Origin of the sequence: Maricaulis maris MCS10, from assembly GCF_000014745.1 — a bacterium.
Taxonomy (GTDB): Bacteria; Pseudomonadota; Alphaproteobacteria; order Caulobacterales; family Maricaulaceae; genus Maricaulis; species Maricaulis maris_A.
The window spans coordinates 297,405-323,898 of the sequence record NC_008347.1; the positions used below are offsets into that span (position 1 = coordinate 297,405).

Sequence of the window (26,494 nt, forward strand, 5' to 3'; positions counted from 1 at the left end):
CATGCCGTCAGCGAATGCGGAAACGGTCGATCGGACCGCTTTTGATGCGCCATCGAATTTCGTCAGGGCCGATGTCGCCGGGGCGGAGGAGGTCGCGCCGGGAATTCGACGCCAACTCCTCGGTTTCGGGGATGCCCTCATGGGCGCCCGGGTCTGGTTTTCGACGGGGGCTGTTGGCGAACTTCACGCCCATCCCCATGCGCAGATGTCCTATGTCGAATCCGGTGAATTCAAGGTCACCGTCGGCGCCGAACAACAGACCCTGTCCGCTGGCGACAGCTTCTTCGTTCCATCCCAAAGCCGGCACGGTGCTGTCTGCCTGCAAGCGGGTGTCCTGATCGATGTGTTTGCGCCAGCCCGCGAAGACTTCATTCCGGCACGGGGAGAGGTCTGATGCAAATTCCCCGACTTCGCTGGTGGATTGTCACCCTGGTCGCGCTGGCGACCGTTATCAACTATATCGACCGGCAATCGCTGAATGTCCTCTGGCCGGAAATTTCGGCGGAACTCTATCCTGACCGGACCGAAGACCAGCGAAAGGAAATCTACGCCCTTATCTCGGTCATCTTCGTGTTCGCATACGCGTTCGGACAGGCGATTTTCGGAAAGATTTTCGACTGGATCGGCACCCGAATGGGGTTTGCCCTGTCGATTGCGGTCTGGTCGCTGGCCACGGCGGCCCATGCTTTCGCCCGAGGTTTGGGAACCTTTGCGCTTTTCCGTGCGATCCTGGGCGCCGCCGAGGCCGGTAACTGGCCGGGCGCGACCAAGGCCAATGCCGAATGGTTTCCGACCAAGGAACGTGCGCTCGCGCAGGGCATTTTCAATTCCGGTGCCGCGATTGGCGGCATTGTTTCGATCCCGCTCATTGCGTTCTTGTCGGTGTTTTTCGACTGGCACATCATTTTCATCATCATCGGCCTGACCGGCTTGCTCTGGCTCATTCCGTGGATGGTTCTGGTCAAGGCGCCCCCAGGTTCCCACCCGTGGGTCACCGAGGATGAACGCCAATATATTCTGACTGGCCAGACCCGCACGGAAAGCGAGGGTGACAGCGCTCAAACACCGGCTGAATCAGATAGCTACGCACCGGGGACGGTAGAGCTTTTGTCGCGGCGGCAGAGCTGGGGTGTCATCATCGCCTCTGCGGCGATCGATCCGATCTGGTGGTTGTTTGTCTTCTGGATCCCGATCTACCTATCTGAAGTCTATGGCTTCAACGTCCGTGAAATCGGCATCTACGGCTGGGTCCCTTATGTCGGCGCCATGTTCGGAGCCTGGTTCGGTGGCTTGCTGGCCCAGAACCGGATCAAGGCCGGCTGGAGTGTCGATGGCGCTCGCAAACTGACCATCACGCTCGGTTGCCTGATCATGCTTCCCTGTCTGCTTGCGATGTCACAGGCGGCCAATCCGGTCGTCGCGGTCCTGATCATGGCGGCGATCCTGTTCGGCTTCCAGACCGCCATTGGCAACGTGCAGACGCTGGCCAGTGACTTCCTCAGTGGCAAGTCGGTTGGCACGCTGGCCGGATTCGCCGGAATGGCCGCCAAGCTGGGCGCTGCCGGTCTGACCTATCTCGTGCCGTGGCTGACGATGGGTGGCAACTACACGCCTGCTTTCATCATTGGTGCAGGTCTCGCCCTGCTGGCTCTGGCCAGCGTGTGGATCGTGTGTGGCCGGATTGAACCTCTCAAACCGAAAAAAGAACAAGCCTGACGGCTTCCAGATTCTAGGAGACGAAAATGAAACTCGCCGGAAAAACCGCGATTGTTGTTGGTGGTGGCCGTGATATCGGGCGTGCCGTCTCGATCAGCCTGGCCCGCGAAGGCGCCAAGGTGGTCGTCAATTTCAACAATGATGAAGCCGCCGCCCAAGCGACAGTTGATGATATTACCAAGGCTGGCGGCGACGCCATCCTGGTCAAGGCTGATGCGACCAAATTCGCCGAGATGGAAGCGCTCGTGGCGTCAGCCCAAAGCGCCTTCGGCCCGCAAATCGACATTCTCGCGACTGTCGCCGGCGGCATGGTGGCCCGCAAGACCCTCGCCGAAATGGACGAGGAGTTTTTTGACTTCGTCATGAGGCTCAATGTGCACTCGGCATTCTTCGCGATGAAAGCGACCGTGCCGCACATGAAGGAAGGGGCGTCGATCATCAACTTTTCCTCCCAGGCTGGCCGTGATGGCGGGGGGCCCGGTGCTACCGCCTACGCGACGGGCAAGGGCGCCGTCATGACATTCACCCGCGGCATGGCCAAGGAGCTTGGCCCGAACGGAATTCGGGTCAACGCCGTGTGCCCGGGCATGATTGCCACCAGCTTCCATGACCGTTTCTCGAAGGATGAAGTGCGCGAGAAGGTGGCCGGCATGACGCCGCTTCGTCGCCAGGGTGCAGCCGAGGAAGTGGGCGATGTGGTCAGCTATCTGGCCTCGGATGAAGCTTCCTTCCTGACGGGCGTTTGCCTCGACGTGAATGGCGGTTTGCTGTTCTCCTAGGCTTCAAGGCAGCTGAAAGATGAATGCGATGGGGCATCCGACCAAGTTCAAGGCTGACCGCAAAGCGGTCACCTGCTTTGGCGAGGTCATGGCAGAGCTCGCAGATCTGGGCGCGGAACAGGTCCGTGTCGGTGTTGGCGGCGATACCTTCAACACGGCGGTTTACCTGGCCCGGCTCGGAACGCCGGTTCGCTATGCAACGGCACTGGGCCAGGACCCGTTCAGCGAGCGGATACGCAAACGCATGGCGCTCGAGGGTGTGGACGCTGAGCTGGTCGCAACCTCAAGCGATCGCAATTGCGGCCTGTACGCGATTGAAGTCGACGAGACGGGAGAGCGGAGCTTCACCTATTGGCGCTCGCACAGCGCGGCGCGCCAGTTCTTCGATCTTGCCGGGGCCCGACAGGCGCTGGATGCGATGGCAGAGGCCGATGTGTTGTACCTCTCCGGCATAACACTGTCGCTCTTTGCGGAATCGTCGAAGACGGGACAGATCATCGATCTGGCGCAATCTGTTCGCCGAAAGGGTGGGCAAGTCGTTTTCGACACCAACTACCGTCCCGCCGGCTGGCTTTCGCCAGGGCAAGCGCGGGACACAATCTGCGAGTTGATGCCGCACATCTCCATCGCCCTGCCCACGCTCGAAGATGAGCAGGCCCTGTTCGGCTTCCAGAGCGTCGAGGAATGTGTGGAATACTGGTGCCGCGCCGGCGTTGACGAAGTCGTCGTCAAGCACGGTCCTCGAGGCGCCTGGTCGACGGGCGTTGGGGAATGGGTCGAGCCGCCGGCAATTATTGCGCCGGTTGACACCACAGGTGCCGGGGACAGTTTCAATGCCGGCTATCTCCACGCACGCCTGAGCGGCGCGTCCGGCCGGGAATCAATCATAGCCGCGCATCAATTGGCCGCATTGGTCCTGGGAGTACGCGGCGCACTGCTACCGGCGGATGAGCCACTCCCGGCCTGGACGAAGGAGCTGAGCAAACAGAATGTGTAGTCCCGTTCAACGCCCCGCCAATATCATTGCGCCTGCCCACCTTGCCGCGACTTATCCGATCGGGTCCGGCATTCCCGAAATCCGCATCGACGGCACGGTTTCGACCGTGGGCGGGCTGCGCGCGAGCCTGTCGCGCTCCGAGGGTGTTCGGCTGCATCTTGAAGAGCGGACCCGCTTCGTCTTGAGGCCCCAGACAGCGTCAACCGACCTGACCGAGGACGTCGGGAGTGAGTTCAAACCGCTGCCCCGTCTCGAGGGGGAATGCGCAAGATTGGGCCTTCTCAGATTGCTGAGCGCACCGCCTCCACTGGGCGACCGGTCACAATTTGCCGGTGTCCTTTGCACCCTGATCTTGTGGGCTCAGGAAATGGCTTGTGAACTGGACCTGCGCGGCGGGGTGAGCATCGGTCTGGATCGCGACTGGGCGCCCTTACTGGCCGACTCCCATTGCCGATGGGTCACCATGCTCTTCGGTCGTTCATTGGCGCGCCGGGTGTCGATTGAGATAACCGCTGCGGCCTGATGGCCGGTGCGGAAATCGTCAACTGGCAGGAGCGTAGCTGGGTCGACCTGCCTGCGCGTGTCGACATCAATGGCGAGACGGTCGGCGAGACAACTGCTGCGGCCCTGCCTGGTGGTCCAATCGGAGCGCTGGAATTCATACTCCGCCTGATGCAGGAGCGGGGGATTGCGCTTCAAGCTGGCGACCATATTTCGACCGGCGCTGTCACAGGGGTCCATCAGGCCCAAGTCGGCGACAGCAGCCAGGTCAACTTCGGGAGCTGGGGTGCGGTTGATCTCAGATTGTCCCCGCTGGGGTCCGAATGGCGAGACGTCAGACTGAATGCCGGTTAGCGTAACTCGGGCTACGATCCAGATCGATGCTGTGCGGCGTGCCACATACTCTGGCGGCGCTCCGCAGAACGCGACTTCGTCATACGCGAAGCGATGGTAGCGAATGTCCTGCCCTGGCCGGCCACGACCTGCTGTGGCCCTTACCCGTGCGGTCCCAGCCCGGTTCAGAAAATCGAAATATTCCGGGCCGGCGGTCGCTAAACGGTTAATTCTCCGTTAATCTCTCTCAGAGGGGGCATAAAAATTGCGTAATCCCCGATAGTTGTTTCAGTTGCGTACGCTTGGGGGATCGTCTTGTACAAGTTTTTGAAGGCTTCTGATGGGGGCCAGAAGACGCGGTCCCGTCGTGTTTCGTCCTTGCTCCTCGGGACATCCCCACATGCAATGAGCCTGGCGCTCGCCAGCGTCAGTGTCGCCGCGATCATCGCCCCGGCTGCGTGGGCAGTTGATGTTGGTGATACGGTCACCAACCCGATTACGGGTGCCACCGAAACTGTCGAGGCAATCCTGGGCGACAATGTCGTCATGACGGATGCTTTTAATGTCATCATCGTCAATGCTGCCGTCGGCGACACGATTGTCGACCCGACGGCGACCTCGGACACGGAGGGCTCAGCGGCGACCTATACGGTGACCGCGGTAAACGTTGATCCGTTCGCCAATATTGTTTCCTACACGGCCGAAGATGGGGACGGAAACAGCTTCACTTTCTCGTCTGTCACCTCTCGCAGTGGCGACATAACCACCGCTTCTTCCGGTGTTGCCGGGTCTCCCGGATCCCCGGCGGGTACCGTCAATCCAGCAATTCCGGCCGGCAATACCAACGTCTTCTCCGATCGCCAGATCGGTGCGAGCGGTTCAGACGGGGATAACGCCTGGGGCGCCCGAATCTGCATCATCAAATGTTTCACGATCGGCGAAAATGGTGATCCGGGCGAAAACGGCGATCCGGGACCGGATGTCATCCACACCCTGACCACGTCCGGATTCGGCGATATTGAGGCGATAACGGATTTTCTGCCTGGCATCAGTGCGGTTTCGATAGGCGGCAATGGCGGTGATGGCGGCAATGCGGCCGGATTCGGTTTCGACGGTTATGAGGGTGGTGCCAGTGGCGCAGGTGGAATTGTTTCTCTGACATCCTATGTCGATGTCTCGACGTCCGGCGAACAGGGGCACGGTATTTTCGCGCTCAGCCGGGCCGGTCGGGGCGGTGATGGCGGCAGTGGCTTCATCTGGTCCGATGGCGGATCATCCGGACCGGCCGCTGAAGGCGGCACGGTCGTTGTTGTCAATCATGGGGCCATCAGCACGATCGGTCTCAGCGCCAACGGTATCCTCGCGCAATCGATGGGCGGAGCATCCGGCGATGCGGGCTCCAGTTTCGGCATTGTGGGTAGCGCCGATTCCGGCAGCACCGGCGGCAATGGGTCATCGGTTGCCGTCAGGAATTACGGCTCCATCATCACCACAGGGAATTATTCCGACGGGATCGTGGCGCAGAGCATTGGTGGCTCCGGCGGCGATGCCGGCGCGTCCGGCGGCCTCGTCGCGTTTGGCGGTGGCGGCGGCGGCGCTGGCAATGGTGGTCTCGTATATGTCACCAACGCTGCGACGGGCACGATCACAACGCGCGGGGACGATGCCGTCGGCATCACCGCGCAGTCGATCGGCGGCGGCGGCGGTCGCAGTGGTGCGTCCGCCGGCATTGCGGCACTGGGCGCTGGCTCCGGGCCCGGCGGCGATGCGGGCACGGTCACCGTCTACAATGACGGCGCCATTTCGACCGGCACGGCGACGACCGGTGACCGAAGTCACGGCATCATGGCCCAGTCGATTGGCGGCGGTGGCGGCTCCGGGCGTGGCACCGGTGGCCTCGTTGCGCTTGGCGGCCAAGGCGGCGCGGGTGGTGCAGCTGGCATAGTCCATGTCGACAATGACGGTTTGATCACGACCAGTGGCGAAGGCGCGCTTGGCATTCTGGTTCAGTCGATTGGCGGCGGCGGCGGCAATGGCAGTTCGACCGTGGGTCTGGCAGCCATTGGCGGCGACGGTGATGCCGGCGGCAGTGCCGAGACTGTCACGGTGACCGGGGACGGCACAATTTCAACGACCGGCATCGACGCCCACGGCGTGCTCGCGCAGGCCATTGGCGGCGGCGGCGGCAATGGCGGCACCAGCGGTGGTATTGTCGGAATCGGCGGCGACGGAGATGTCGGTGGCAATGGCGGTGCCGTTGACATCACCATGGGTAGCATCCTGACCGAAGGCGATCGTGCCTTCGGCATTCTGGCTCAATCGATCGGCGGCGGTGGCGGCAATGGCGGCGCCGGCGGCGGAATCGGTGCCATCGGCGGTGACGGTTCGGGCGGCGGCACTGGTAACACAGTCACGGTCACGACCAGCGGCCTGATCCAGACGCAGGGCATTGGCGCGACCGGAATTGTCGCGCAATCCATTGGCGGCGGTGGCGGCAATGGTGGCGGTGCTGGCGGCGTGGTTTCTGTTGGTGGCCAGGGCGGAACCGGAAATTCGGCGGACACGGTTACGGTCAACGCCAATGGCAACATCCTCACAACTAACGAAAACTCAAACGGCATTGTCGCGCAATCCATCGGCGGTGGCGGCGGCAATGGCGGCAGCGCCGTGTCCGGTGGTCTCTTCGCCAGCGTCGCTGTTGGCGGTGACGGTGCGGTTGGCGGCGGCGGCGGTATTGTCCGGGTCAACAGCGCCGACGGCGCTTTCATTGAAACCCGCGGGCATGGCTCGACCGGGATTGTCGGCCAGTCGGTCGGCGGCGGTGGTGGCAATGGCGGCTATTCGGTTGCCGGTTCCATCGGTGCATTCGGGTCGGTTAGTGTGGCCGTTGGCGGAAACGCCGGAGCCGGTGGCATGGGCGGCATTGTCGAGATGGATCTCGACGGTTCGATTCTGACATTCGGCGACAATGCTCACGCCGTTCTGGCACAGTCGGTTGGCGGCGGCGGTGGCAATGGCGGCCAAAGTTTTGCCGGCGCGGTCAGTGCCGGCGTTGGCGCCTCGGCATCTGTCTCGGTGGCCGTGGGCGGCGATGGCGGAGCCGGGGGGGACTCGGATTCCGTCACGGTCAGGACCGCAGACACGATCCAGACCAGTGGCAATAACTCCTTCGGCGTGCTGGCCCAGTCGGTCGGCGGCGGCGGCGGCAATGGAGGTTGGACCGGTACGGCCAACCTGGCGGTTTCCAGCGGCGCGGCTGTCAGCCTCGGTGTATCCCTCGGCGGCAGTGGCGGCACGGGTGGTTTTGGCGGCACCGTGCTGATCGACGCGACCGGAAATGTCATCACCTCTGGTAGCAACGCCCATGGCCTGGTTGCCCAGTCAATCGGTGGCGGCGGCGGCAATGGCGGCTTCTCGTTCTCAGGTTCGTTCTCGGGCGGCGGTGTCGCTGGCGTGGGCGTGGATGTGGCCCTTGGCGGCAATGGCGGGTCCGGATCCTATTCAGGTCAGGTAACGCTCAACAGCGATGGCATCATCGCGACATCCGGCGACAATTCGCACGGCCTCTTCGCGCAATCCATCGGCGGTGGCGGCGGCAATGGCGGCTGGTCGGCGACGGGCACGATGAGCCTCGGCGCGACGGCGGGGGTCGGCGTTGGAGTCTCGCTCGGTGGTGATGGTGGTGGTGGCGGTATCGTCAATGGCGACGTGGTGGTCACGTCGGACGGGACGGTCTTCACTTTCGGCAATGTTTCCCACGGCATTCTGGCCCAGTCGATTGGCGGCGGTGGCGGTAATGGCGGCTTTGCTTTCTCGGGATCACTGGCCGCCGGCGGCACGGCGGGCGGAGCGGTCAATGTCGCGCTTGGCGGTGCAGCGGGCGACGGTGCCCATGCCGGTGATGTGCGAGTTTCATCGACAGCCATTGTCGAGACGACCGGGACCGGTTCCCACGGTATCGCGGCCCAGTCGATTGGCGGCGGCGGCGGTAATGGCGGCTGGTCCGCGACGGGCAATGTCGCAGCTGGCGGCACCGCCGGTGTCGGTGTCGGCGTCTCCATCGGCGGTGGCGGCGGGGCCGGGTCCTTTGCCCGGACCGTCACGGTCACGCAGACGGACCACATCATCACGCGCGGCGATGAGGCGCACGGCGTTCTGGCCCAGTCGATTGGCGGCGGTGGCGGCAATGGCGGTTTCTCGGTTGCCGCGGGCGCAGCCGGCGGGATGAGTGTTGGCGGAGCCGTCAATGTTTCGCTTGGCGGCACCGGCGGTGTCGGCGGCGCGGCATCCACCGTCAACGTCACGGTCGAAGATGTCGAGACCAGCGGTGATGGCGCAATCGGTGTCCTTGCCCAGTCAATCGGTGGCGGCGGCGGCAATGGCGGCTTCGCGGTCGCGGCGAGCCTGGTCGGTGGCGGGTCCGTCGGTGGGGCTGTCAATGTGGGTGTAGGCGGATCCGGCGGTAGCGGCGGCTCAGCCGGCAACGTTACGGTCAACGCCGAGCAGATCGCCACTCATGGCGATGGGGCCCATGGTATTTCGGCACAGTCGCTGGGCGGCGGTGGTGGCAATGGCGGCTTCTCGGTCACCGGTGGTCTGAGCTTTGGCTCGCAGGCGGCGGCAGTTGGCGTCTCGCTGGGTGGTGGCGGTGGAACCGGCAATACGGCTGGTACCGTGACCGTCAACGCCAACGACCAGATCACGACCGACGGTGATGATGCCAACGGCATCCTCGCCCAGTCGATCGGTGGCGGCGGCGGCAATGGTGGAGCCGCGATTTCCGGCACCATCACGGCGGGCAGCTCGAACGCAGCCGGTATCAATGTGGCTATCGGTGGCGATGGCGGCAGTGGTGGAACGGGCGGGGCGGTCAACGTCAACACGGTCGAGACGATCTACACCTACGGCAATCAGTCCAACGGAATTTTCGCCCAATCTGTGGGCGGTGGCGGCGGCAATGGCGGCATGTCCATTACGGGCGGCATCAGCCTGGCCTCGTCCAATAGCGCCGCTATCGGTGTTTCTCTCGGTGGCACCGGCGGTGTCGGCAATTCCGCAGGCGACGTGACCATTGACTCGCGTGGGCAAGTCGGGACCGAGGGTGACCAGTCCAACGGTATTTTCGCCCAGTCAGTGGGCGGCGGCGGCGGCAATGGAGGATTCTCCGGGGCCTTTGGTGCAACGGGTGGCGGAAGCAGTGCCGCGATCAATGTCGCCCTGGGCGGCGATGGCGGCAGCGGCGGCGTCGCGGGTGCGGTTGATGTGACCGTATCCGGCAATGTTCAGACGCTGGGTGATCAGTCTTCGGCCGTGCATGCACAGTCGGTCGGCGGCGGCGGCGGCAATGGTGGCGCCAGCTTCGCGGCCTCGATGGCCTTGGGCGATCGCGCCGGTGGTGTCGCAGTTGCTCTGGGGGGTTCCGGCGACAGCGGTGGCAATGCCTCGACGGCGGACGTGCTGAATTCGGCGGTCCTGGCGTCCTTTGGCGACAACAGCCACGGCATTCTGGCCCAGTCGGTTGGCGGCGGCGGCGGCAATGGCGGTTGGGCCGCGACGCTTGCCGGCGGATTTGGAAATAGCACAGCCGGTCTCGGCGTCTCTCTGGGTGGCTCGGGCGGTGTCGGCGGCACGGGCAACCGGGTCGAAGTGACCAATAACGGGCAAATCACGACGGCCGGCGACAACTCTATCGGCATCCTGGCTCAATCGGTCGGTGGCGGCGGCGGCAATGGCGGCTTTGCTGTCTCCGGCGCCCTAACAGCCGGTGACCGGTCCGTCTCGATTGGCGTGTCCCTTGGTGGTAGTGGCGGAACAGGTGGCACCGCCGGCACGGTCGATGTCTCCAATGCCGCGTCCATCGGCACCGCAGGCGACATGTCCAGCGCCATCATGGCGCAGTCGGTCGGCGGCGGCGGCGGTAATGGCGGCTGGACCGGCAGCATGTCCGGTACTGTCGGCAATAATCGCGCGATGGGAATCAGCTTCGGCCTCGGCGGAAGCGGCGGAACCGGTGGCGCGGCCGGTGATGTCATCGTCGATACCACTGGCACATTGCTGATAACAGAAGGGAACAGGGCGCACGGCGTCTTTGCCCAATCTGTCGGTGGCGGTGGCGGCAATGGCGGCATGGCGCTGACGGCGACATTTGGTGCGTCGGACTCCGTCAATGTCGCGGCCAGCATCGGTGGTACCGGTGGCGAAGGCGGCACGGCCGGCATCGTCAATGTGACCTCGTCCTCGATCATCCAGACGGCCGGGTATCGCGCGCACGGCATTTATGCCGAGTCCATTGGCGGCGGTGGCGGCACCGGCGGATCCAGCGGTTCGCTGGCGGCGGGCGGATCGGACTCGGTCAATCTGAGTTTTGCGGTCGGTGGAACCGGCGGGACCGGCAATACCGGCAACACGGTAACCGTCAACAATTTCGGTTTGATCACCGCGTCCGGAGAGGCGTCACACGCCATTTTCGCGCAGTCTGTTGGCGGTGGCGGCGGAGATGGCGGCTTTGCCGGTCTCGACTCGAGTGCCTTCGGCACTCACATCATCGGCGATCAGTGCCTGCCGGAAGCCGAAGCGCCCTGTGAGCCTGCAGGTGCGGGCGGTGCGGGTGCAGCCGGCATTGGCTCCAACACGTTTAATCTGGCGACATCGGTCGGCGGCTTCGGCGGTACGGGCGGACACGGTGGCGATGTCTTCGTGACCAATACCGGCACGCTCGTGACGGTGAACAAGGATGCACACGTCATATTCGCTCAATCGGTCGGCGGCGGCGGCGGCAATGGCGGACCCAGCATGTCCGCAACCGGCGCGGCCGGTGCAAGCCAGTCGGCCTCGATCGCCATAACCGTCGGTGGCTCCGGCGGAGCGGCGGGCGATGGCGGAGATGTCTCTGTCACCAATGAAGGCACGGTCATATCCTGGGTTCGCGGCTCCATCGGTGTCTTCGCCCAGTCGATCGGCGGCGGCGGTGGCAATGGTGGCAGCGCGACCGGATTTGCCATCACACGCGATGCCGCGGGCATCGACGACAGCGACAAGAATCTCGAACTCGTTGCGGTCGTCGGCGGTTTCGGCGGTGCAGCCGGTGATGGCGGCGGTGTCACCGTCCTGAACGAAGGCGATATCACGACACTTGGCGCCGGCTCGGACGGCATCAAGGCGCAGTCGGTCGGCGGCGGTGGCGGCAATGGCGGCGGTACTTCGCTCGATGGCGAGGAACTCGATGCCCTGCTTTCCAGCAGCGATAGCGACTCGCTCAGCTTCACGCTGGGTGGTTTTGGCGGGGCGTCCGGTGATGGCGGCGACGTCCGGGTGACCAATAATGGCAACATCACCACCTGGGGCGATGGCGCGCGGGGTATCTTCGCGCAATCGGTCGGTGGCGGCGGCGGTGAAGTCGGCAAGGGCGGCGCGACCGCAACCGGTACGATCGCGGTTGGCGGCTTCGGTGGCGCAGCGGGTGATGGCGGCGACGTCACGGTGATCAATACCGGCTCGATCCAGACCTCAGGAACCCGTTTCTACAGCGCCGATGACGACCCGAATTACGGTGAAGACGGCGATTTGTCCTACGGCATCTTCGCCCAGTCTATCGGCGGTGGCGGCGGTAATGGTGGCGCCGGCAACATGGACAGCGCCCGCGATACACGAAACGCCCTCATCGAGAATAACGGCAATCTTCAGGACACTTTCCAGCCGGACATCAGTATCGGCATGGGCGGATTCGGCGGCGCATCGGGCGATGGCGGCGATGTGGTCGTGATCAATACCGGCAGGATCACCACGACGGGCGACAATGCCCACGCCATTCTGGCGCAGTCCATCGGCGGCGGTGGCGGCAATGCGGGCGATGGATACATCTCCAATGCCGGCGCAGTTTCCTTCGGCGGTGCCGGTGGCAATGCCGGCGATGGCGGCGACGTCACGGTCACTCATTCCGGCGACATCACCACGCACGGCATCGGCGCTTACGGCATCTTCGCCCAGTCGATCGGTGGCGGCGGCGGCAATGCCGGCGATACAACGATCGGTGTGCAGGAAGCTGGTGTGGACCTGGCCATCAATCCGTTTGGCGGCAATAGCGGTGATGGCGGTGACGTCACCATCAACTCCAGCGGCACGATCAATCTCCTCGGTGGCGGTGCCATCGGCATTTTCGCCCAGTCGATTGGCGGCGGCGGCGGCACTTTCGGGTCTGCCGACGGCCAGGGCTTCTTCGGCTCGGTGGGCGGCGAAGGTGAGGCCGGGCGTGTGACCGTCAATCATACCGGCGCCATCATCTCGACGGGCCGCAATGCGATCGCCTTCTTCGCGCAGAGCCTGGGGACCACCTTTGCTCCGGCTGAACCGATTGCCCTGATCGCTTCTGCACAGGCTGCGGCGCAGTCCAGCGCCGACATCGTCGGACCCGTCAGCGACGTGGCCGATACAAGCTCGGAAATGCCGTCATTTGCCGATCGTTTCGGTCCGGCGGGCCTGGCCGAATTCGTTGACCCGGCCAGTCAGTCCGATGAGGTCGACGTGATGAGCGCGTTGGCAGCAGCGGCCATTACCGTGACTCTCGACAATGACATCCGCGGCGGTTCGGATCGCGGGATAGGCGTCTTCTTCGACGGCGGGGCAGACAACACGCTGTTCACATCGGGCAGCGTCTCGGCCGTGTCCGGGAATGCCATCGTCACAACCACGGGCAACGACCTGATCGAGAATACTGGCCTGGTCGTCGGCAATGTTGATCTCGGCTCCGGCGTGAACCGGTTTGACAACCAGGCCGGCGCAACCTTCATCGCCTTTGACACGATTGACCTGAGGGACGGTTCTGCCAGCCCTCAAACGGTTCTGCGTCAGGGGAATGTCATTCCAGTCGTCGAAACGGCCCGCGCCTCGGCCTCGCAGGCCGCGTCCGCACCGCAGGCCTCAGAGGCGGCAACGCCTGCTGCACTTGCCGCGTCGGATCTGGCATCAGCATCTCAGCCGGAGCCGGTTGCGATCGGTGAGATGGACATCTCGTCCAAGCAGCCTGTTCAGGCCGAACTGGCTACGGCATCGCAGCCCGGGCCCGTTTCTATGGGTCAGATGGACAGCTCGACCAAGCGACCGGTCCAGGCCGACCTGGCAACTGGATCGGACCCGGCGCCCGCCACCCTGTCACCGGCAAACACCGGCTCGATGGAAGCCGTCGAAACCAAGGGCGCGCCGGTACAGGCGGTGTTGCCGACCAGCTTCCCGAGCACTTCGGCGCAAGGTGTATCTGTGGACGTCAAGCCGACGGTCCAGGTCATGGCGGATCTTGACCCGGCGGATGCGGCGGCCCAACTCGCCGGTGAGTCAACGACGGTTGTTTCCGCGGCCGGTCCGGTCGGTGCGGCAACCTTCCGAAATGCCGGTCACTTCGTCATGGGTCTGTCAGCTTCGGCCTATCCGATCGACCTCCTCAATGGCGCGACGTTCGGGAATTTCGATGCCATTGGCGACCCCACGACCAACCTTCTCTATGGTGCGCGTGTCATCAACACGGTCGAACTGGATGGGCATTTCGAGCAGACGGCCAGTGGTCACTTGGTTTTCGATGTCGCCTATGGGCCTTATGCATCGGATCGGGTGAATGTCACCGGCGGTGCCGTGGTCGACGGTACGGGCGATGTCACGCTGACCTGGTTGCAGGACCGGGAGGCGGTGACCTTGTTCGCGGCTGCCGAGGGTGGCGTCGACAACGGGCTCATCATTCGTGACACCCTGGCGGTCGATTATTCGATCGCTGCCGATGCAGCCGGCATTCATTTGCTGATCGACACCGATTTCGGTCTTCCGAGTCTGAACCGGAATGGTCGGGCGCTCGGTGGGCACATGGACTCGGCGCTTGAAGTCGGCGGGTCTGCCGGTATCGGACGTTTGCTCGCCCTCCTGGGCAATATGCAAGCCGACCAGCTTGACCTCTACGAGGAAATCTTTGCCCAACTCAATCCGGAGCCCCATCTCGCTGTGATGCATGGGCAGCTCAATTCGGCGGACAATTTCGCTGAGGATCTGTTCAATTGCGGCTCGCCAATCGGCCGTCGCGATGACCAGTGTGCCTGGTCGCGGCTGGAAATGACGGCAAGTGCCCGCGATGCAAGCGTCGAGAACCTGCACACCGAAAGCGAGTCGATGCGCTTTACCGGCGGTTTCGAGCAGCGGGTCGGTGACGACTGGTCTGTTGCCGCTGGCGTCAGCTATGAGCAGACGGATCCGATCCGCATCGATGGGCATAGGGCACGGACCGAAAGCAGTGGCTTCGTTGTCGGCCTGGGTGCCGAGCGCAATCCGGCGGCCGGTCCGTATTACGGCGCCTCGGTCTCGGGCGGCTGGTCCTGGCATGAGACCGAGCGTGCGGTCGAAGTGTTCACCAGCGGTGTCGGCACGTCTTCGCCGGAAACCGGTCATGCGCGACTGGATGCGCATGTGGGAGAGAGCTTCCGCCACGGAAACATCTTCGCACGTCCGCAGGTATCGGCCTCCGTGACCGCGCTCCATCATGACGGGCTGATCGAGGAAGGTCTGGACGGTCTGGGTGTCGAGGTGTTGTCGGAAACAGCGCTGGTCGGTGCGGTCACCCCGCAGCTGACCGTCGGACATGTGTTCCGCGAGACCGAAGACATGGTCGGTGTGGTTTCGATCACCGGTGGCCTGCAGCTGAGTACCCGTGACCGACTTGAACTGCCGGTGCGTTTCCTTGGTGCCAATCCTCTCGCAGACCCGGCTGTCATCGGGACGACACTCGACCACCTGGTCTATCAGCTCGGTGTTGACCTTGAGATCGCCGGCAATGAGCGGGTCGGCCTGAGCATTGGATACCAGGCTGAGTTCGGCGAAGAGACCGAACGCCAGCGTGCGGGTATTGATGTGCGGGTCCGCTTCTGAGCAGGTCCGTCTGCGACGGGCGCGTGACCTTGGGTGTTCACGGACTGATTGCAGCCCGGATGCCATCTGTCTGGTGCCACCGCTTGTGCCAGCCGGCCGGACCGTGGAGCATGGGTGGAATTCAGGCTAGCTCCTCGGAGGACAAGAATGGCCAAGCGAACCATTGTCATCACTGGCGGTGCGGGGATTTTGGGGCAGGCAGTTGCGGGTCGGGCTGTGGCGGCCGGCTGTCAGGTCGCGCTCATAGATCGTGCGCCGATCGCGGATGATGACAGCCTTGCCGGGCACCTGCGCCTGGGCGGAGTTGATCTGACGGACCGTGAGTCCGCCGGTGCTGCTTTTGCCGCCATCGCGACGGAGTTCGGCGGCTTTGATGTGCTGATGAACATTGCCGGTGGTTTCATCTGGGAAACGCTGGAAGGCGGCAAGGTCGAAAGCTGGGAGCGCATGTTTGCCATCAATGTGCAGACGGCTGTCACCGCCTGCCAGGCTGCCATGCCCTGGTTGTGCGAAAGCGCTTCCGGACGGATCGTCAATGTCGGCGCTGCCGGCGCAATCAAGTCGGACGTCGGCATGGGCGCCTATGCGGCCTCGAAAGCCGGTGTCGCCCGGTTGACTGAAAGCCTGTCTCGCGAACTTCTTGGCAAGGTGACGGTCAATGCGGTCCTGCCCTCTGTTCTGGACACGCCGACCAACCGTGCCGACATGCCAGACGCCGATCCGGCTGACTGGGTTGCGCCTGAAGATCTCGCCGCCGTGATGCTGTTTCTGGCGAGTGAAGAGGCTTGTGCCGTTACAGGCGCCCTGCTGCCGGTGACCGGGCGCGTCTGAGCAGCCCCGGCTGGACCCCGGAGAGGGGATCGCATGACCAGCGACATGCCATTCGAGATATTTCTGGCAGTCCCGCCGGGCCTGGAACCGATGCTGCGCGCCGAACTCGTCGAGAAAGGGTTCAAGGCGCCACAAGTGGAAGCGGGTGGTGTAACCATAACCGGCGGATGGCCCGACGTCTGGCGGGCGAATCTGGAAGTGCGCGGTGCCAGCCGGATACTGGCCCGGATAGGGGCATTCCGGGTCGTGCACCTGTCCCAGCTCGACAAGCGGGCCCGCCAGTTTGACTGGCTGGCCGTGTTGAAACCGGGTGTCCCCGTGCGCGTCGAGGCGAGTTGTCGAAAGTCGAAAATCTATCATGCCGGCGCCGCCGCCGAGCGCGTGGCCAATGCCATCGCAACCGCGATCGGAGTGCCGACCAGTGACGACGCGGCTGTTTGCGTGCGAGTGCGGATCGATGACAATCTGTGCACGCTCAGTATCGACACGTCCGGTGAGCTGCTCCACCGTCGCGGCTTCAAGGCCGAGGTCAACAAGGCGCCGATGCGGGAAAACCTGGCCGCCTTGTTCCTGCGGGCTTGCGGATTCGATGGAGTCGAACCGGTCCTTGATCCGATGTGCGGCTCCGGGACCTTCGTGATAGAAGCCGCTGAAATAGCGGGCCGGCTGGCCCCGGGGCGGGAGAGGGCATTCGCTTTCGAGCACTTGGCCGGGTTCGAACCCGTGATCTGGCAATCGATGAAATCTGATGCCGGGGCGCGAGCCACCGCGAGGAGCGTGGTCTCCCGATACCGCGGTTCCGATCGCGATGAGGGGGCGGTTCGCATGAGCCGGACCAACGCGCAGCGAGCCAGGGTCGACGACGTCACAATGTTCGATGTCTGCCCGGTGGAGCAGCTGGAGCGCCCTGACAGCCCACCCGGGCTGGTGATCGTGAACCCACCCTATGGGGCCCGAATTGGGAACCGGAAAAGCCTTTATGGCGTGTATGGAGCGCTCGGGGACACGATGCGGACCCGGTTTGCCGGTTGGCGTGTGGGCCTGATCACCACAGACTCGGCGCTGGCCCGGGCGACCCGGCTGCCATTTGCGCCGCCCGGTCGTCCGGTCGACCATGGCGGCCTGAAAATCCGCCTTCATCTGACCAAGCCGCTCCGCTAGTCCGGACTGACCATTTGGGCCGCGAACGGTCCCGCGGACTGCGGGCCGGCCGATGTCGCTGCGTCGTGCCACCAGACGCTGCTCAAGCCGGCGAAGCGGCCGGCTGCAACGTCGTTCAGGACTTGCCTTTGCGGCTTTGCAGGCCATTTATGCGTGCAGGAGATTGCCCATGCACCGCGCTCGCTTCTTAGTCGTCGTTCTTGTTGCCTTCCTCGCGATGACGGCAATCATTGTCGTCCGAGCTCTGATGCCCGCCGAAGACGGCGCCATGATGCGCGGTGAGCGCGTGATGGCGGTTGCCGTCGCCGGGGTGCCGGAAGTCGAGTTCGCAGACATCGTCGAGGCGCTGGGCACCGCCCGGGCCAACGAAACTGTCACGATCACGGCCCGGGTGACTGACACGATTTCCCGTATCAATTTCGAGTCCGGCCAGCAGGTTGAAGCCGGCGCGATCCTGGTCGAGCTGACGGATACCGAGGAGGCTGCCGGGCTGGCGGAAGCGCGCACGACCCTGCGTGAAGCACAGCGTGACCTGACCCGGGCCACGGATCTGGTCGCCCGTGCCGTCGTGCCACAATCACGGCTCGATGAGGCGACCGCCGTCGTCGAGCGGGCCCGTGCCCGTGTCTCCTCCATCGAGGCGCAATTGGCCGACCGCATCGTGCGAGCCCCGTTTGCCGGTATTGTTGGATTGCGAGAAGTCAGCCTGGGCGGACTGGTGCGGCCGGGCGATGCGATCGCGAGACTTGATGATGCCAGCCTGATCAAGCTCGATTTCACGGTACCCGAACGCTTCCTCTCGGTGGTCAGTGCGGGCATGCAGATCGCCGCGCGCACATCGGCCTATCCCGACGAGGTCTTCACTGGCGCCATCGCCCAGGTCGACAGTCGTATCGACCCCGTAACACGAAGCGTCACAATCCGCGCCGAAATCGAGAACAGTGACAGCCGTTTGCTGCCGGGCCAGTTGATGACGGTGGAAGTTCGGCGCGATGAGCGCCGTCGGCCCGCCGTCCCCGGATCGGCCCTGACCCGTTATCTCGACCAGACCTTCGTCTATGTGGTGGAAGAGCGCGCCGACGGCATGTTCGCCCGTCAGCGGACCATCGCTCTGGGGCGTCGCTCCGGTCAGATGGTCGAGGTCCTGGATGGCTTGCAGGCCGGCGACCGGATCATCACCGAAGGCGTTCACCGGATCCGCGACGGATCGGAAGTCCGGATCACCCGTGAGCTCCGCCTCGACGCGGGTGGCGTGGTCGCCGGGACGGCCGGCGCAGGGGGTGAGGCCGCGCAATGACCCTGTCCGATGTTGCGGTCCGCCGCCCCGTCCTGGCCTTTGTCTTTTGCGCCCTGATCGTTGTCTTCGGCGTGCTGGGTCTGCGTGACCTTCCCCTGCGCGAACTGCCGGATGTCGACCGTCCGGTGGTCTCCGTCTCGGCCGACTATCCTGGTGCCAATGCCGAGGTGGTCGAAAACCGCGTCACCCAGATCATTGAGGACCAGTTGTCCGGCATTGATGGTGTCGAGACCATCACCTCATCATCCCGTGACAGCTCGTCGCGCGTCACCATCACCTTCTCGCTCGACCGCGATATCGAAGCCGCAGCCAATGATGTCCGGGACTCGGTTTCGCGCGTGATCGACCGCTTGCCGCAGGATGTCGAGCAGGTCGAGGTGCGCAAACAGGACAGCGATGCCCGCCCCTTTGTCTGGTATAATCTCCTGTCCGACCGGATGACGTCGGAGGAGCTGTCCGACTATGCCGAACGGGCCCTTCTCGAACGCTTCTCCGTGATCGACGGGGTGGCCCAGGTCCGTATCGGCGGCCAGCGCCGCTATTCAATGCGGATCTGGCTCGACCCGCAGGCGATGGCGGCTCGCGGCGTGACCGTAGCCGATATCGATGGTGCCTTGCGCAGCCAGAATGTCGAGGTTCCAGGTGGCTCGGTCGAGACACCGGACACCCAGATCGTCGTTCGTGTCGAGCGCCTGTTTGCCGATCCCGACGCCTTTGCCAGACTGCCGATCTCGCGCACCGGCGAGGGGCATGTGATCCGCTTGGCCGAGGTCGCCGATGTGGAGTTGGCGGCTGAAGAGCCGCGCACGCTGTTCCGCGGCAATGGCCAGAACATGATCGGGCTGGGTTTCGTCCGTCAGAGTCAGGCCAATTCGGTCGAAGTGGCCGACTCGATCGGAAACGAGGCCGAACGGGTCCGCCTGACCCTGCCGGAAGGCATGGAGCTGATTTCTGCCTCTGACGACACGGTTTTCATCGAGGAATCGATCAAGGAAGTCTGGCGCACGCTGGCCATCGCTGCGACCCTGGTCGTGCTGGTGATCTATCTTTTCCTGGGCAGCCTGCGCGCCGCGATCATCCCGGCTGCCGTCGTGCCGGTCTGCCTGATCGGGGTGTTTGCCATTCTCGCGGTGGCGGGTTTTTCGGTCAATATCCTGACCTTGCTGGCACTGGTGCTGGCGATCGGCCTGGTCGTCGATGACTCTATCGTCGTGCTGGAAAACATCCAGCGCCGGGTGGATATGGGAGAGCCGCCGGCGCTGGCCTCATTGCGCGGCGGACGCCAGGTTTTCTTCGCTGTCGTCGCGACCACCGCTGTCCTGGTTGCGGTGTTCGTGCCGCTGGTCTTCCTGCCGGGCTTCATCGGTCGCATCTTCACCGAGCTGGCCCTGACGATCGCCGGCGCCGTGGTCCTGTCGAGCTTCGTTGCCCTGACCCTGTCACCGATGATGGCGTCCAAACTCCTGCGCCCAAGCCGAGAAGCGAAAGGGCTGGCGAAATGGGTCAATGGCATCGTCAATGCGGCACGCCAATCCTATCGCGAGAGCCTCGAAGTGGCGCTGAAATGGCCGCTCTTGATGATCCCCTTTGTTGCCGTCGCGATAGCAGGTTCGGCTTTCCTGCTCGACCGCCTGCCGGCCGAGTTGACGCCGCCGGAAGACCGCGGCTCCTTCTTCGGACGGTTTGCCGGACCGGAAGGCGCCAGTTTTGACTATATGTCGACCCAGGCGGATGAGGTCGAAGCCATCGCGATGGACTATGTCGCATCAGGCGAGTTGCGCCGGGTATTGGTGATTTCGCCGGGCTGGGGCGGCAGCGGCTTCAATTCCGGTTTCGTGATCGGCACCATGACGGATTGGGATGAGCGTCGCCCGGGCAGCGAGATCATGCAGGACATCAATGGTCGCCTGGGTCAGCTGACCGGTGTCCAGGCCTTTGCCTCCATGCGCTCGTCGCTGGGCGGAGGCGGCGGCGGTGACGATGTCCAGTTCGTGCTGCTCGGACCCGATTATGCAGCGCTTGACCGTCAGGCCGAGCGTTTGATCGAGGCCTTGCGTGACGGCAATCCCGGCCTGATGCGCGCGCGCAAGAATTATGAACCGACCAGCCCCCGTCTGATCGTCGACATCGATCGCGAGCGGGCGGCAGACCTGGGCGTGTCGGTTGCCGAGATCGGTCAGACCCTGCAGACCCATCTCGGTTCGCGCCGGGTCGGCCAGTTCATCGATCGCGGTGAAGCCTATAATGTGATCCTGGAGAACCGGCGTGAGGCGCGGTCCAGCGCCCAGGATCTCGAATCCCTCTACGTGTCAGGCCGGGCCGGGCAATTGATACCGCTGTCCAACCTTGTGTCGCTCAGCGAGGTCGGCGAGGCGTCCTCGCGCAATCGGGTTGATCGCCAGCGCGCCATAACGGTCTCTGCGACCCTGGCCGAAGGCTATACGCTGGGTGAGGCTGTCGCCTGGCTGGACGACTGGGCCCAGCGCGACCTGCCACCTGAAATGAGCACGACCTATCTGGGCGGCGCGAAGGAATTCCTCAATGCCAATTCCGCCGTGCTGTTCGCCTTCGGCATGGCGCTGCTGATCGTCTTCCTCGTGCTGGCGGCCCAGTTCGAAAGCCTGATCCAGCCGCTGGTGATCATGCTGACCGTGCCGCTTGCCGTGGCTGGTGGCCTGTTCGGGCTGGAAATGGTGGGTTCGAGCCTCAATATCTACTCGCAGATCGGTCTGGTCATCCTGATCGGCCTGGCCGCGAAGAACGGGATCCTGATTGTCGAGTTCGCCAATCAGCTGCGCGAAACCGGGCGCGGTCTGCGAACCGCCACCCTCGATGCCGCCGAGACCCGCTTCCGGCCCATCCTGATGACCGGCATCTCGACCGCCATCGGCGCCTTCCCGCTGGTGATCGGCACGGGGCCGGGCGCAGAAAGCCGGATCACGATCGGCGTGGTGATCTTTGCCGGGGTGACCGTGGCAACGCTCTTCACCCTGTTTGTGGTGCCGGTCGCCTATGGCGTTCTGGGCCGCTTCACCAAGACACCCAACTGGGTCTCCCGCCAGCTCGAGGCCGAGGCCCGGGCCGCCGGTGATGATGCTGTCGAGGTGCCGGCCGAATAAGGCATGTCTCAGGCCTTGCCGGTGAAGTCCGGGGCCCGCTTGTCGAGGAAGGCACGATAGCCCTCCTGGAAGTCCTCGCTGCGAAAGGCGTCCAGGAAGAGCTGGCGCGTTTCGTCGGTATCGTGATCGACGCCGGCCCGGATAAGATGGATGACACGCTTGATCGCGCGCGCAGACCCCGTCGAACGCGACAGCATGGTGGCCAGATAGGTCCCGACCTCCGCGTCGAGGGTGTCGGGTTCGAAGCAACGGTTGATCAGCCCGATGTCCAGGGCCTCGATCCCATCTACCAGGCGGGCGGAATAGAGCAGGTCTTTTGCGACCGGCACGCCGACCGCATCAATCAGGCGTTTGGTGTCATTGAGTGTATAGGCCAGCCCCAGCTTCGCCGGTGTGATGCCGAACCGGCTGTCGGACGCGGCAAAGCGCAGGTCGCAGGACAGGGCCAGGCCACAGCCGCCGCCAACACAGGCTCCGCGGATGACGGCCAGGGTCGGTTTGGGAAAATGGGCCAACCCGTCGAGCCCTTTGGCGATGGCCTTGGTATAGGCCTCGGCGGCCTCGGCCGTGGCATAGACCGTCTCGAACTCTGAGATGTCAGCGCCAGCCGTGAAGGCGCCGCCTTCGCCGCGTACAACCAGCAGCTTGATGGACGGGTCGTCGGCGGCGTCGGCGAGAAGTTCGGGCAGGGCGGACCACATCCGGGCGCTGAGGGCATTGCGTCGTTCCGGTCGGTTCAGGACCAGTTCGGCGTGATGATCATGGCGTTGCAGATAGATCGGTGCTTGGGTCACGGCAGGTTTCCGGCTGGTGAACTGAGCTTTCCTGTCTGCGCCAGACCGGCCTGTTGTCGCAAGGGGTGAACCCGGCTGGTCTCAGCCGGTGCATTGAAACTCGCGCCTCACTTCGCCAGGCGCGGCTGTGCGGGCGCCGAGCCCGGAATGGATCCGTTGGCCGCGATGGTCCATATGGGGGTCTGAGCGAACCGGATTCTCAATCTTCGAGTCTGACATGGCAGCAGAGAATTTGAATTGTTTAATTTGACAGTTCGCTCTCGGCATACTCAAAGTTGGAAAAATTGAAGTGCCGCCAGAAACAAGGCGTGCAATCCGGTGTGCTGGGAGGCAAGACATGGGCGCAAATGAAGCCAACGGGGCGGTATTGCCGCCGAGCGGGGTGGACCATAATGGCGTTCCGAAGGTCAAGCGTTCGACCATTTTCCTGCATGGATCCCTGGCACTGCCGCTGGCGGTCTATGGCTATCCGTTGGCGATCTGGCTGCCGGCCCACTATGCGGGGCATCTGGGCATTTCCCTGTCGGTGATTGGCCTGATTATCATGCTGGCGCGCTTCACCGACGTCTTCACCGATCCGTTGATGGGGGAAATCTCCGATCGCGGTCGCACCCGTTTCGGGCGCAGAAAGCCTTATATCGCACTAGGGGCTCCAGCCCTTATGGTGTCGACCTGGTTTCTGTTCGTTCCGGCGGAAGGGGCTGGTCTGGTCTATTTCCTGATCTGGCTGACGCTGTTTTTCGCCAGCGCCACCATGATCCAGATTCCCTTCAGGGCCTGGGGCGCCGAGCTGTCTGCTGACTATCATGTCCGCAGCCAGGTGACGGCCGCGCGTGAATTTTACTATCTGACCGGATTGCTGATGGCGGCCGCCGTGCCCATGGTGATCGAGATTTTTGCCGATGGCGGGGCTGTGACTGAAATTTTCTCGGCCATCTGGCGAGATGTCACCGGGGCCTTTACCGGCGAGCTGATGACCCGGACGCCGACCAGCCGGGCCGCCCTGACCGGACCGGTGCTGATGGGGCTGGCGTTTGCGATCATAGTCGCCGTGCCGCTGCTGACCCTGCTGATCCTGACGACCGTCAAGGAGCCGCCTCCCGCCCTGCGGGAGCGCGTGCCGATGATCGAGGGGTTCCGGCATCTGTGGCGCAACGGGCCGATGCGGCGGGTATTGATCATCGCCTTCCTGGTGATTGCCGGAGAGAGCCTCCGCAACGCAGTGTCGTTATTCTTCATCCGTGACATCATCGGAATCCCGACCATCGGCGCGGCATATTTCCTGTATTTCATTGCCGGAATCGCGGCGATCCCGATCTGGCTGTGGCTGGGCCGGCAGATCGGCAAGCACCGGGCCTTCATGGTCACGTTGGGGTTTGTCAGCGTCGTGAGTGCTGCCAACCTCTTTCTAGGTCGTGGTGACTATCTCGCCTTTTTCTGCCTGTTCCTGCTCAAGGGTTTCGCGTTCGGCGGACTTCAATTCCTGCCACTGGCGATGCTGGCCGACGTGGTCGATATCGACAGCGCCCGGTCGGGTGGGCGCCGGGCGGGGACGTATTTTGCTGTGCTGGGCCTGTCCGAAAAACTCGCCGCTGCGATCTTTACCGGCGTGGCGCTGAATATTGTCGGACTTCTCGGCTATCACGCTTCCGGCGGCGTCGATGGCTCGACCGATATCGGAGTGTTGTCATTGCGACTTGTGTATTGCCTCGGGCCGATCGCCTTGTACGCGCTCTCACTGCCGCTGATCTGGAGCTACCCTCTAACCCCGACGCGTCATGCGAGGCTGCACGCCGGGCTGGCGCGGCGCAATCTGCGCAGGGCAGCTGCGGCAGGTGAGGGGCCAGCGCCTCTCTAGCCAGCATCTCTCCAGCCTAGCCCTCTCCGGCCAAGGCCGGCGGTCAGGCCGCGTGGTTGCGTTTGCGGGTTTTCAGCTGGGAGGCCGGGAGCGGGTGGCCGAAATGCCAGCCCTGCAAATACTCGAAACCGAGCAGGCGCAACATGGCAGCCTGACCTTCGGTCTCGACCCCTTCCGCCACCATGTCCAGGGACAGGGCGTCGCCCAGCAAGGCGAGGGCTTGCAGCATCTTGTTGGCGCCTTCGCCGCGACCGATGGTCTGGACGAAGGTCTTGTCGATCTTGATCTTCGAGAACGGCAACATGTGCAGATAGCCCACTGACGCAAAACCGGTTCCGAAATCGTCGAGATTGACCTTGAACCCGGCGTCGTGAAGTTCCACCAGTCGCGCCTTGGCCTGTTCAAAATCGTCGATGAGGACCGCTTCTGTCAGTTCGAATTCGATGGCTTCGGCCGTCATTCCGTGGGCGTGGATCTCGCGCAGATAGTGTTCGCACAGGCGTGCGTCATTCAGCTGTGCCGGCGACAGGTTGATTGACACGGTATGGGACGCGCCGGCTCCGATTTCTTCGCAAACGCTGCGCACCACGAAGTCACCTAGGCGACGGATGAGCTTCGAGTTCTCGGCAACGGGAATGAAAACATCGGGCGGCACGGCACCGCGGGTCGGGTGCTCCCAACGCAGCAGCGCCTCCACTGACGCAGTGCTGCCGTCTGACGCCCGGGCAATGGGCTGATAGACGACGAAAAATTCGTCACGGTCGAGCCCGGCTTCAATGTCTGCCTCCAGCGCCCGACGGGCGTCTGCCTCGAGACCGAGGCTGGCGTTGAATATCAGTGGCTTGTCCAGCTGATCGGCCTTGGCCCGATACATGGCCAGGTCGGCATCATGGATGAGCTGGCTGAAGGGCTTGGGATGGCCACTGTCGGAATGCGCGATTCCGATGGCTGCGCCGATCTCGAACAGGCGGCCGTCAATGTCGAAGGGTTTGGCGAGGCAGTCGGACAGATGGCGGGCGATATCCAGTGCGGCTATGGTGCGGTCCTCGCCGATCAGGGCGCAGGCAAACTCGTCGCCGCCAATGCGCGCGATATGAATGTCGGCGTCAACCGCCCCGCGGAAGCGGTGTGCGACGCGCCGGATCACGTCATCGCCGGCACGATGGCCCGCCTTGTCATTGACCGCTTTGAAGCCATTGAGGTCGATATAGATGACGGCGGCCTCGCCGCGTGCCGCCGCCGCGGTTGCCGCGGTGCTCTCCGTGAAGCTGGTGAAGCCGTGCCGGTTTGGAAGGCCGGACAGATTGTCGGTTCCTGCTGCGATGATGGCGCGTTTTTCATTGCCGGCCGCGTGGCGGGCCAGGGCGCGGGCCTTGGTGGCGATCAGTTGGGCGCCGATGAAGAAAGCGGCGATGTAGGCCAGCAGCGGCAGGAAAGTCAGACGGAGGGTATCGAGGCCTGGCCGAGACGCGCGCCAGCTGAGCCAGCCTATGGTGTGTCCCGCATCGTCGGTGACTTCCAGCCCGGTCGTGCCGCGCGGCAGAGCGCCCTGGTGGATGCGTACGTCCGAGACGAGAAAGACCTCTTCGGACTCGGCCAGAAAGCCTTCATCAAGCGCAGTGCCGATCACGATGATCGTATCGCTGGCCGGATCGGTCATGGAATGCCGATCGGCGTATTCGCCGACAACGGTCACAGATGCCAGATAGAGCTCGCCATCGACTTTCAGATAGTGCGTGGCGATGAAGCGATTGTCCGCATAGCTCTCGACCAGATCCGCACGCAAATTCTGCACATGCTCGCCGGTCAGAACATCAGTGCGCAGTCGTTCGCCGGTGTCGCGATGCCAGGACATGGCTTCCGTATCACCGACCCCATACAGGCCGACGAAGTCGAAGGCGGAGTGATCGGAGAATGAGGAGGCGAGACTGCCGGTCAGGACCGATTTGCGGCGGTCATTCCAGAGTTCGAGCAACTCGCCCCACCAGCCATAATCGGCCACCCAGGTTTCATTCTGGCGCGAAGCGGCTTCGAGGCCGGCAGTCAGAAGCTGGCGGTCATTCTGCACGGCATTCCGGTTGAGGGCGCCAACAAAGAAGTAGATCGTCAGGACAGAAGCGATCAGACTCAACAGGGTCGCCACGTTGATGTAGCGTCCGAGCGTGCTGTCGAGTGTCCGTCCCATCCAGTTCACCTATTGGTCTTCTTG

At 63.7% G+C, this 26,494-nt stretch carries 14 protein-coding genes; 12 read left to right on the plus strand and 2 right to left on the minus strand.

Annotated elements, in window-relative coordinates:
- Window position 1 precedes the first annotated feature (1 nt).
- The 11 genes from MMAR10_RS01330 (at window position 2) to MMAR10_RS01380 (ending at window position 21,633) form a co-directional block, all read left to right on the plus strand.
- Window positions 2-394 (plus strand): cupin domain-containing protein, encoded by a 393-nt coding sequence (locus MMAR10_RS01330; protein ID WP_011642197.1) that lies wholly within the window; start codon window positions 2-4, stop codon window positions 392-394.
- Window positions 394-1,716 carry an MFS transporter gene (locus tag MMAR10_RS01335; RefSeq protein ID WP_011642198.1) on the plus strand — a complete coding sequence of 441 codons (1,323 nt, stop codon included), beginning with the start codon at window positions 394-396 and terminating at the stop codon, window positions 1,714-1,716. The genes MMAR10_RS01330 and MMAR10_RS01335 overlap by 1 nt, the downstream gene beginning before the upstream one ends.
- 26 nt (window positions 1,717-1,742) lie before the next feature.
- Entirely contained in the window at window positions 1,743-2,495 is a 753-nt protein-coding gene (locus MMAR10_RS01340; RefSeq protein WP_011642199.1) for an SDR family NAD(P)-dependent oxidoreductase, read from the plus strand.
- Between the two features lie 19 nt (window positions 2,496-2,514).
- Window positions 2,515-3,492, plus strand: a complete 978-nt coding sequence (locus MMAR10_RS01345; RefSeq protein ID WP_011642200.1) for a sugar kinase — start codon at window positions 2,515-2,517, stop codon at window positions 3,490-3,492.
- On the plus strand, window positions 3,485-4,015 hold the full coding sequence (locus tag MMAR10_RS01350; protein ID WP_011642201.1) for a hypothetical protein: 531 nt from the start codon (window positions 3,485-3,487) through the stop codon (window positions 4,013-4,015). The genes MMAR10_RS01345 and MMAR10_RS01350 overlap by 8 nt, the downstream gene beginning before the upstream one ends.
- Window positions 4,015-4,347, plus strand: a complete 333-nt coding sequence (locus MMAR10_RS01355; protein WP_011642202.1) for a 2-keto-4-pentenoate hydratase — start codon at window positions 4,015-4,017, stop codon at window positions 4,345-4,347. Before MMAR10_RS01350 ends, MMAR10_RS01355 begins: the two co-directional genes overlap by 1 nt.
- Window positions 4,348-4,731: 384 nt before the next feature.
- On the plus strand, window positions 4,732-15,225 hold the full coding sequence (locus MMAR10_RS01360) for an autotransporter outer membrane beta-barrel domain-containing protein (protein WP_011642203.1): 10,494 nt from the start codon (window positions 4,732-4,734) through the stop codon (window positions 15,223-15,225).
- Window positions 15,226-15,372: 147 nt separating this feature from the next.
- Complete coding sequence (locus MMAR10_RS01365; RefSeq protein ID WP_011642204.1) at window positions 15,373-16,056, plus strand: SDR family NAD(P)-dependent oxidoreductase; 684 nt, start codon at window positions 15,373-15,375, stop codon at window positions 16,054-16,056.
- 33 nt (window positions 16,057-16,089) lie between these two features.
- Window positions 16,090-17,217 carry a THUMP domain-containing class I SAM-dependent RNA methyltransferase gene (locus tag MMAR10_RS01370; RefSeq protein ID WP_011642205.1) on the plus strand — a complete coding sequence of 376 codons (1,128 nt, stop codon included), beginning with the start codon at window positions 16,090-16,092 and terminating at the stop codon, window positions 17,215-17,217.
- 169 nt (window positions 17,218-17,386) lie between these two features.
- A complete protein-coding gene (locus MMAR10_RS01375; RefSeq protein WP_011642206.1) occupies window positions 17,387-18,514 on the plus strand; it encodes an efflux RND transporter periplasmic adaptor subunit in 1,128 nt (375 codons plus the stop codon).
- Window positions 18,511-21,633 (plus strand): efflux RND transporter permease subunit, encoded by a 3,123-nt coding sequence (locus MMAR10_RS01380; RefSeq protein WP_011642207.1) that lies wholly within the window; start codon window positions 18,511-18,513, stop codon window positions 21,631-21,633. Before MMAR10_RS01375 ends, MMAR10_RS01380 begins: the two co-directional genes overlap by 4 nt.
- Before the next feature lie 8 nt (window positions 21,634-21,641).
- On the opposite strand, the gene MMAR10_RS01385 is transcribed toward MMAR10_RS01380, so the two are convergent.
- Window positions 21,642-22,427, minus strand: coding sequence for an enoyl-CoA hydratase-related protein (locus MMAR10_RS01385; RefSeq protein WP_011642208.1), 786 nt, complete (start codon window positions 22,425-22,427; stop codon window positions 21,642-21,644).
- A 337-nt stretch (window positions 22,428-22,764) separates the two neighbouring features.
- On the opposite strand from MMAR10_RS01385, the gene MMAR10_RS01390 reads away from it, so the two are divergent.
- A complete protein-coding gene (locus tag MMAR10_RS01390; RefSeq protein ID WP_011642209.1) occupies window positions 22,765-24,285 on the plus strand; it encodes an MFS transporter in 1,521 nt (506 codons plus the stop codon).
- Between the two features lie 43 nt (window positions 24,286-24,328).
- Here MMAR10_RS01390 and MMAR10_RS01395 read toward each other — a convergent pair whose 3' ends face one another.
- Window positions 24,329-26,470, minus strand: a complete 2,142-nt coding sequence (locus MMAR10_RS01395) for a putative bifunctional diguanylate cyclase/phosphodiesterase (RefSeq protein WP_011642210.1) — start codon at window positions 26,468-26,470, stop codon at window positions 24,329-24,331.
- Window positions 26,471-26,494 lie beyond the last annotated feature (24 nt).

Bases quoted from the DNA above. Each gene is read 5' to 3' on its own strand.
- MMAR10_RS01335 (WP_011642198.1), top strand. From the start codon at position 394: ATGCAAATTCCCCGACTTCGCTGGTGGATTGTCACCCTGGTCGCGCTG.
- MMAR10_RS01365 (WP_011642204.1), top strand. From the start codon at position 15,373: ATGGCCAAGCGAACCATTGTCATCACTGGCGGTGCGGGGATTTTGGGG.
- MMAR10_RS01370 (WP_011642205.1), top strand. From the start codon at position 16,090: ATGACCAGCGACATGCCATTCGAGATATTTCTGGCAGTCCCGCCGGGC.
- MMAR10_RS01330 (WP_011642197.1), top strand. From the start codon at position 2: ATGCCGTCAGCGAATGCGGAAACGGTCGATCGGACCGCTTTTGATGCG.
- MMAR10_RS01390 (WP_011642209.1), top strand. From the start codon at position 22,765: ATGGGCGCAAATGAAGCCAACGGGGCGGTATTGCCGCCGAGCGGGGTG.
- MMAR10_RS01360 (WP_011642203.1), top strand. From the start codon at position 4,732: ATGAGCCTGGCGCTCGCCAGCGTCAGTGTCGCCGCGATCATCGCCCCG.
- MMAR10_RS01350 (WP_011642201.1), top strand. From the start codon at position 3,485: ATGTGTAGTCCCGTTCAACGCCCCGCCAATATCATTGCGCCTGCCCAC.
- MMAR10_RS01395 (WP_011642210.1), bottom strand. From the start codon at position 26,470: ATGGGACGGACACTCGACAGCACGCTCGGACGCTACATCAACGTGGCG.
- MMAR10_RS01340 (WP_011642199.1), top strand. From the start codon at position 1,743: ATGAAACTCGCCGGAAAAACCGCGATTGTTGTTGGTGGTGGCCGTGAT.
- MMAR10_RS01345 (WP_011642200.1), top strand. From the start codon at position 2,515: ATGAATGCGATGGGGCATCCGACCAAGTTCAAGGCTGACCGCAAAGCG.
- MMAR10_RS01375 (WP_011642206.1), top strand. From the start codon at position 17,387: ATGCACCGCGCTCGCTTCTTAGTCGTCGTTCTTGTTGCCTTCCTCGCG.
- MMAR10_RS01355 (WP_011642202.1), top strand. From the start codon at position 4,015: ATGGCCGGTGCGGAAATCGTCAACTGGCAGGAGCGTAGCTGGGTCGAC.
- MMAR10_RS01380 (WP_011642207.1), top strand. From the start codon at position 18,511: ATGACCCTGTCCGATGTTGCGGTCCGCCGCCCCGTCCTGGCCTTTGTC.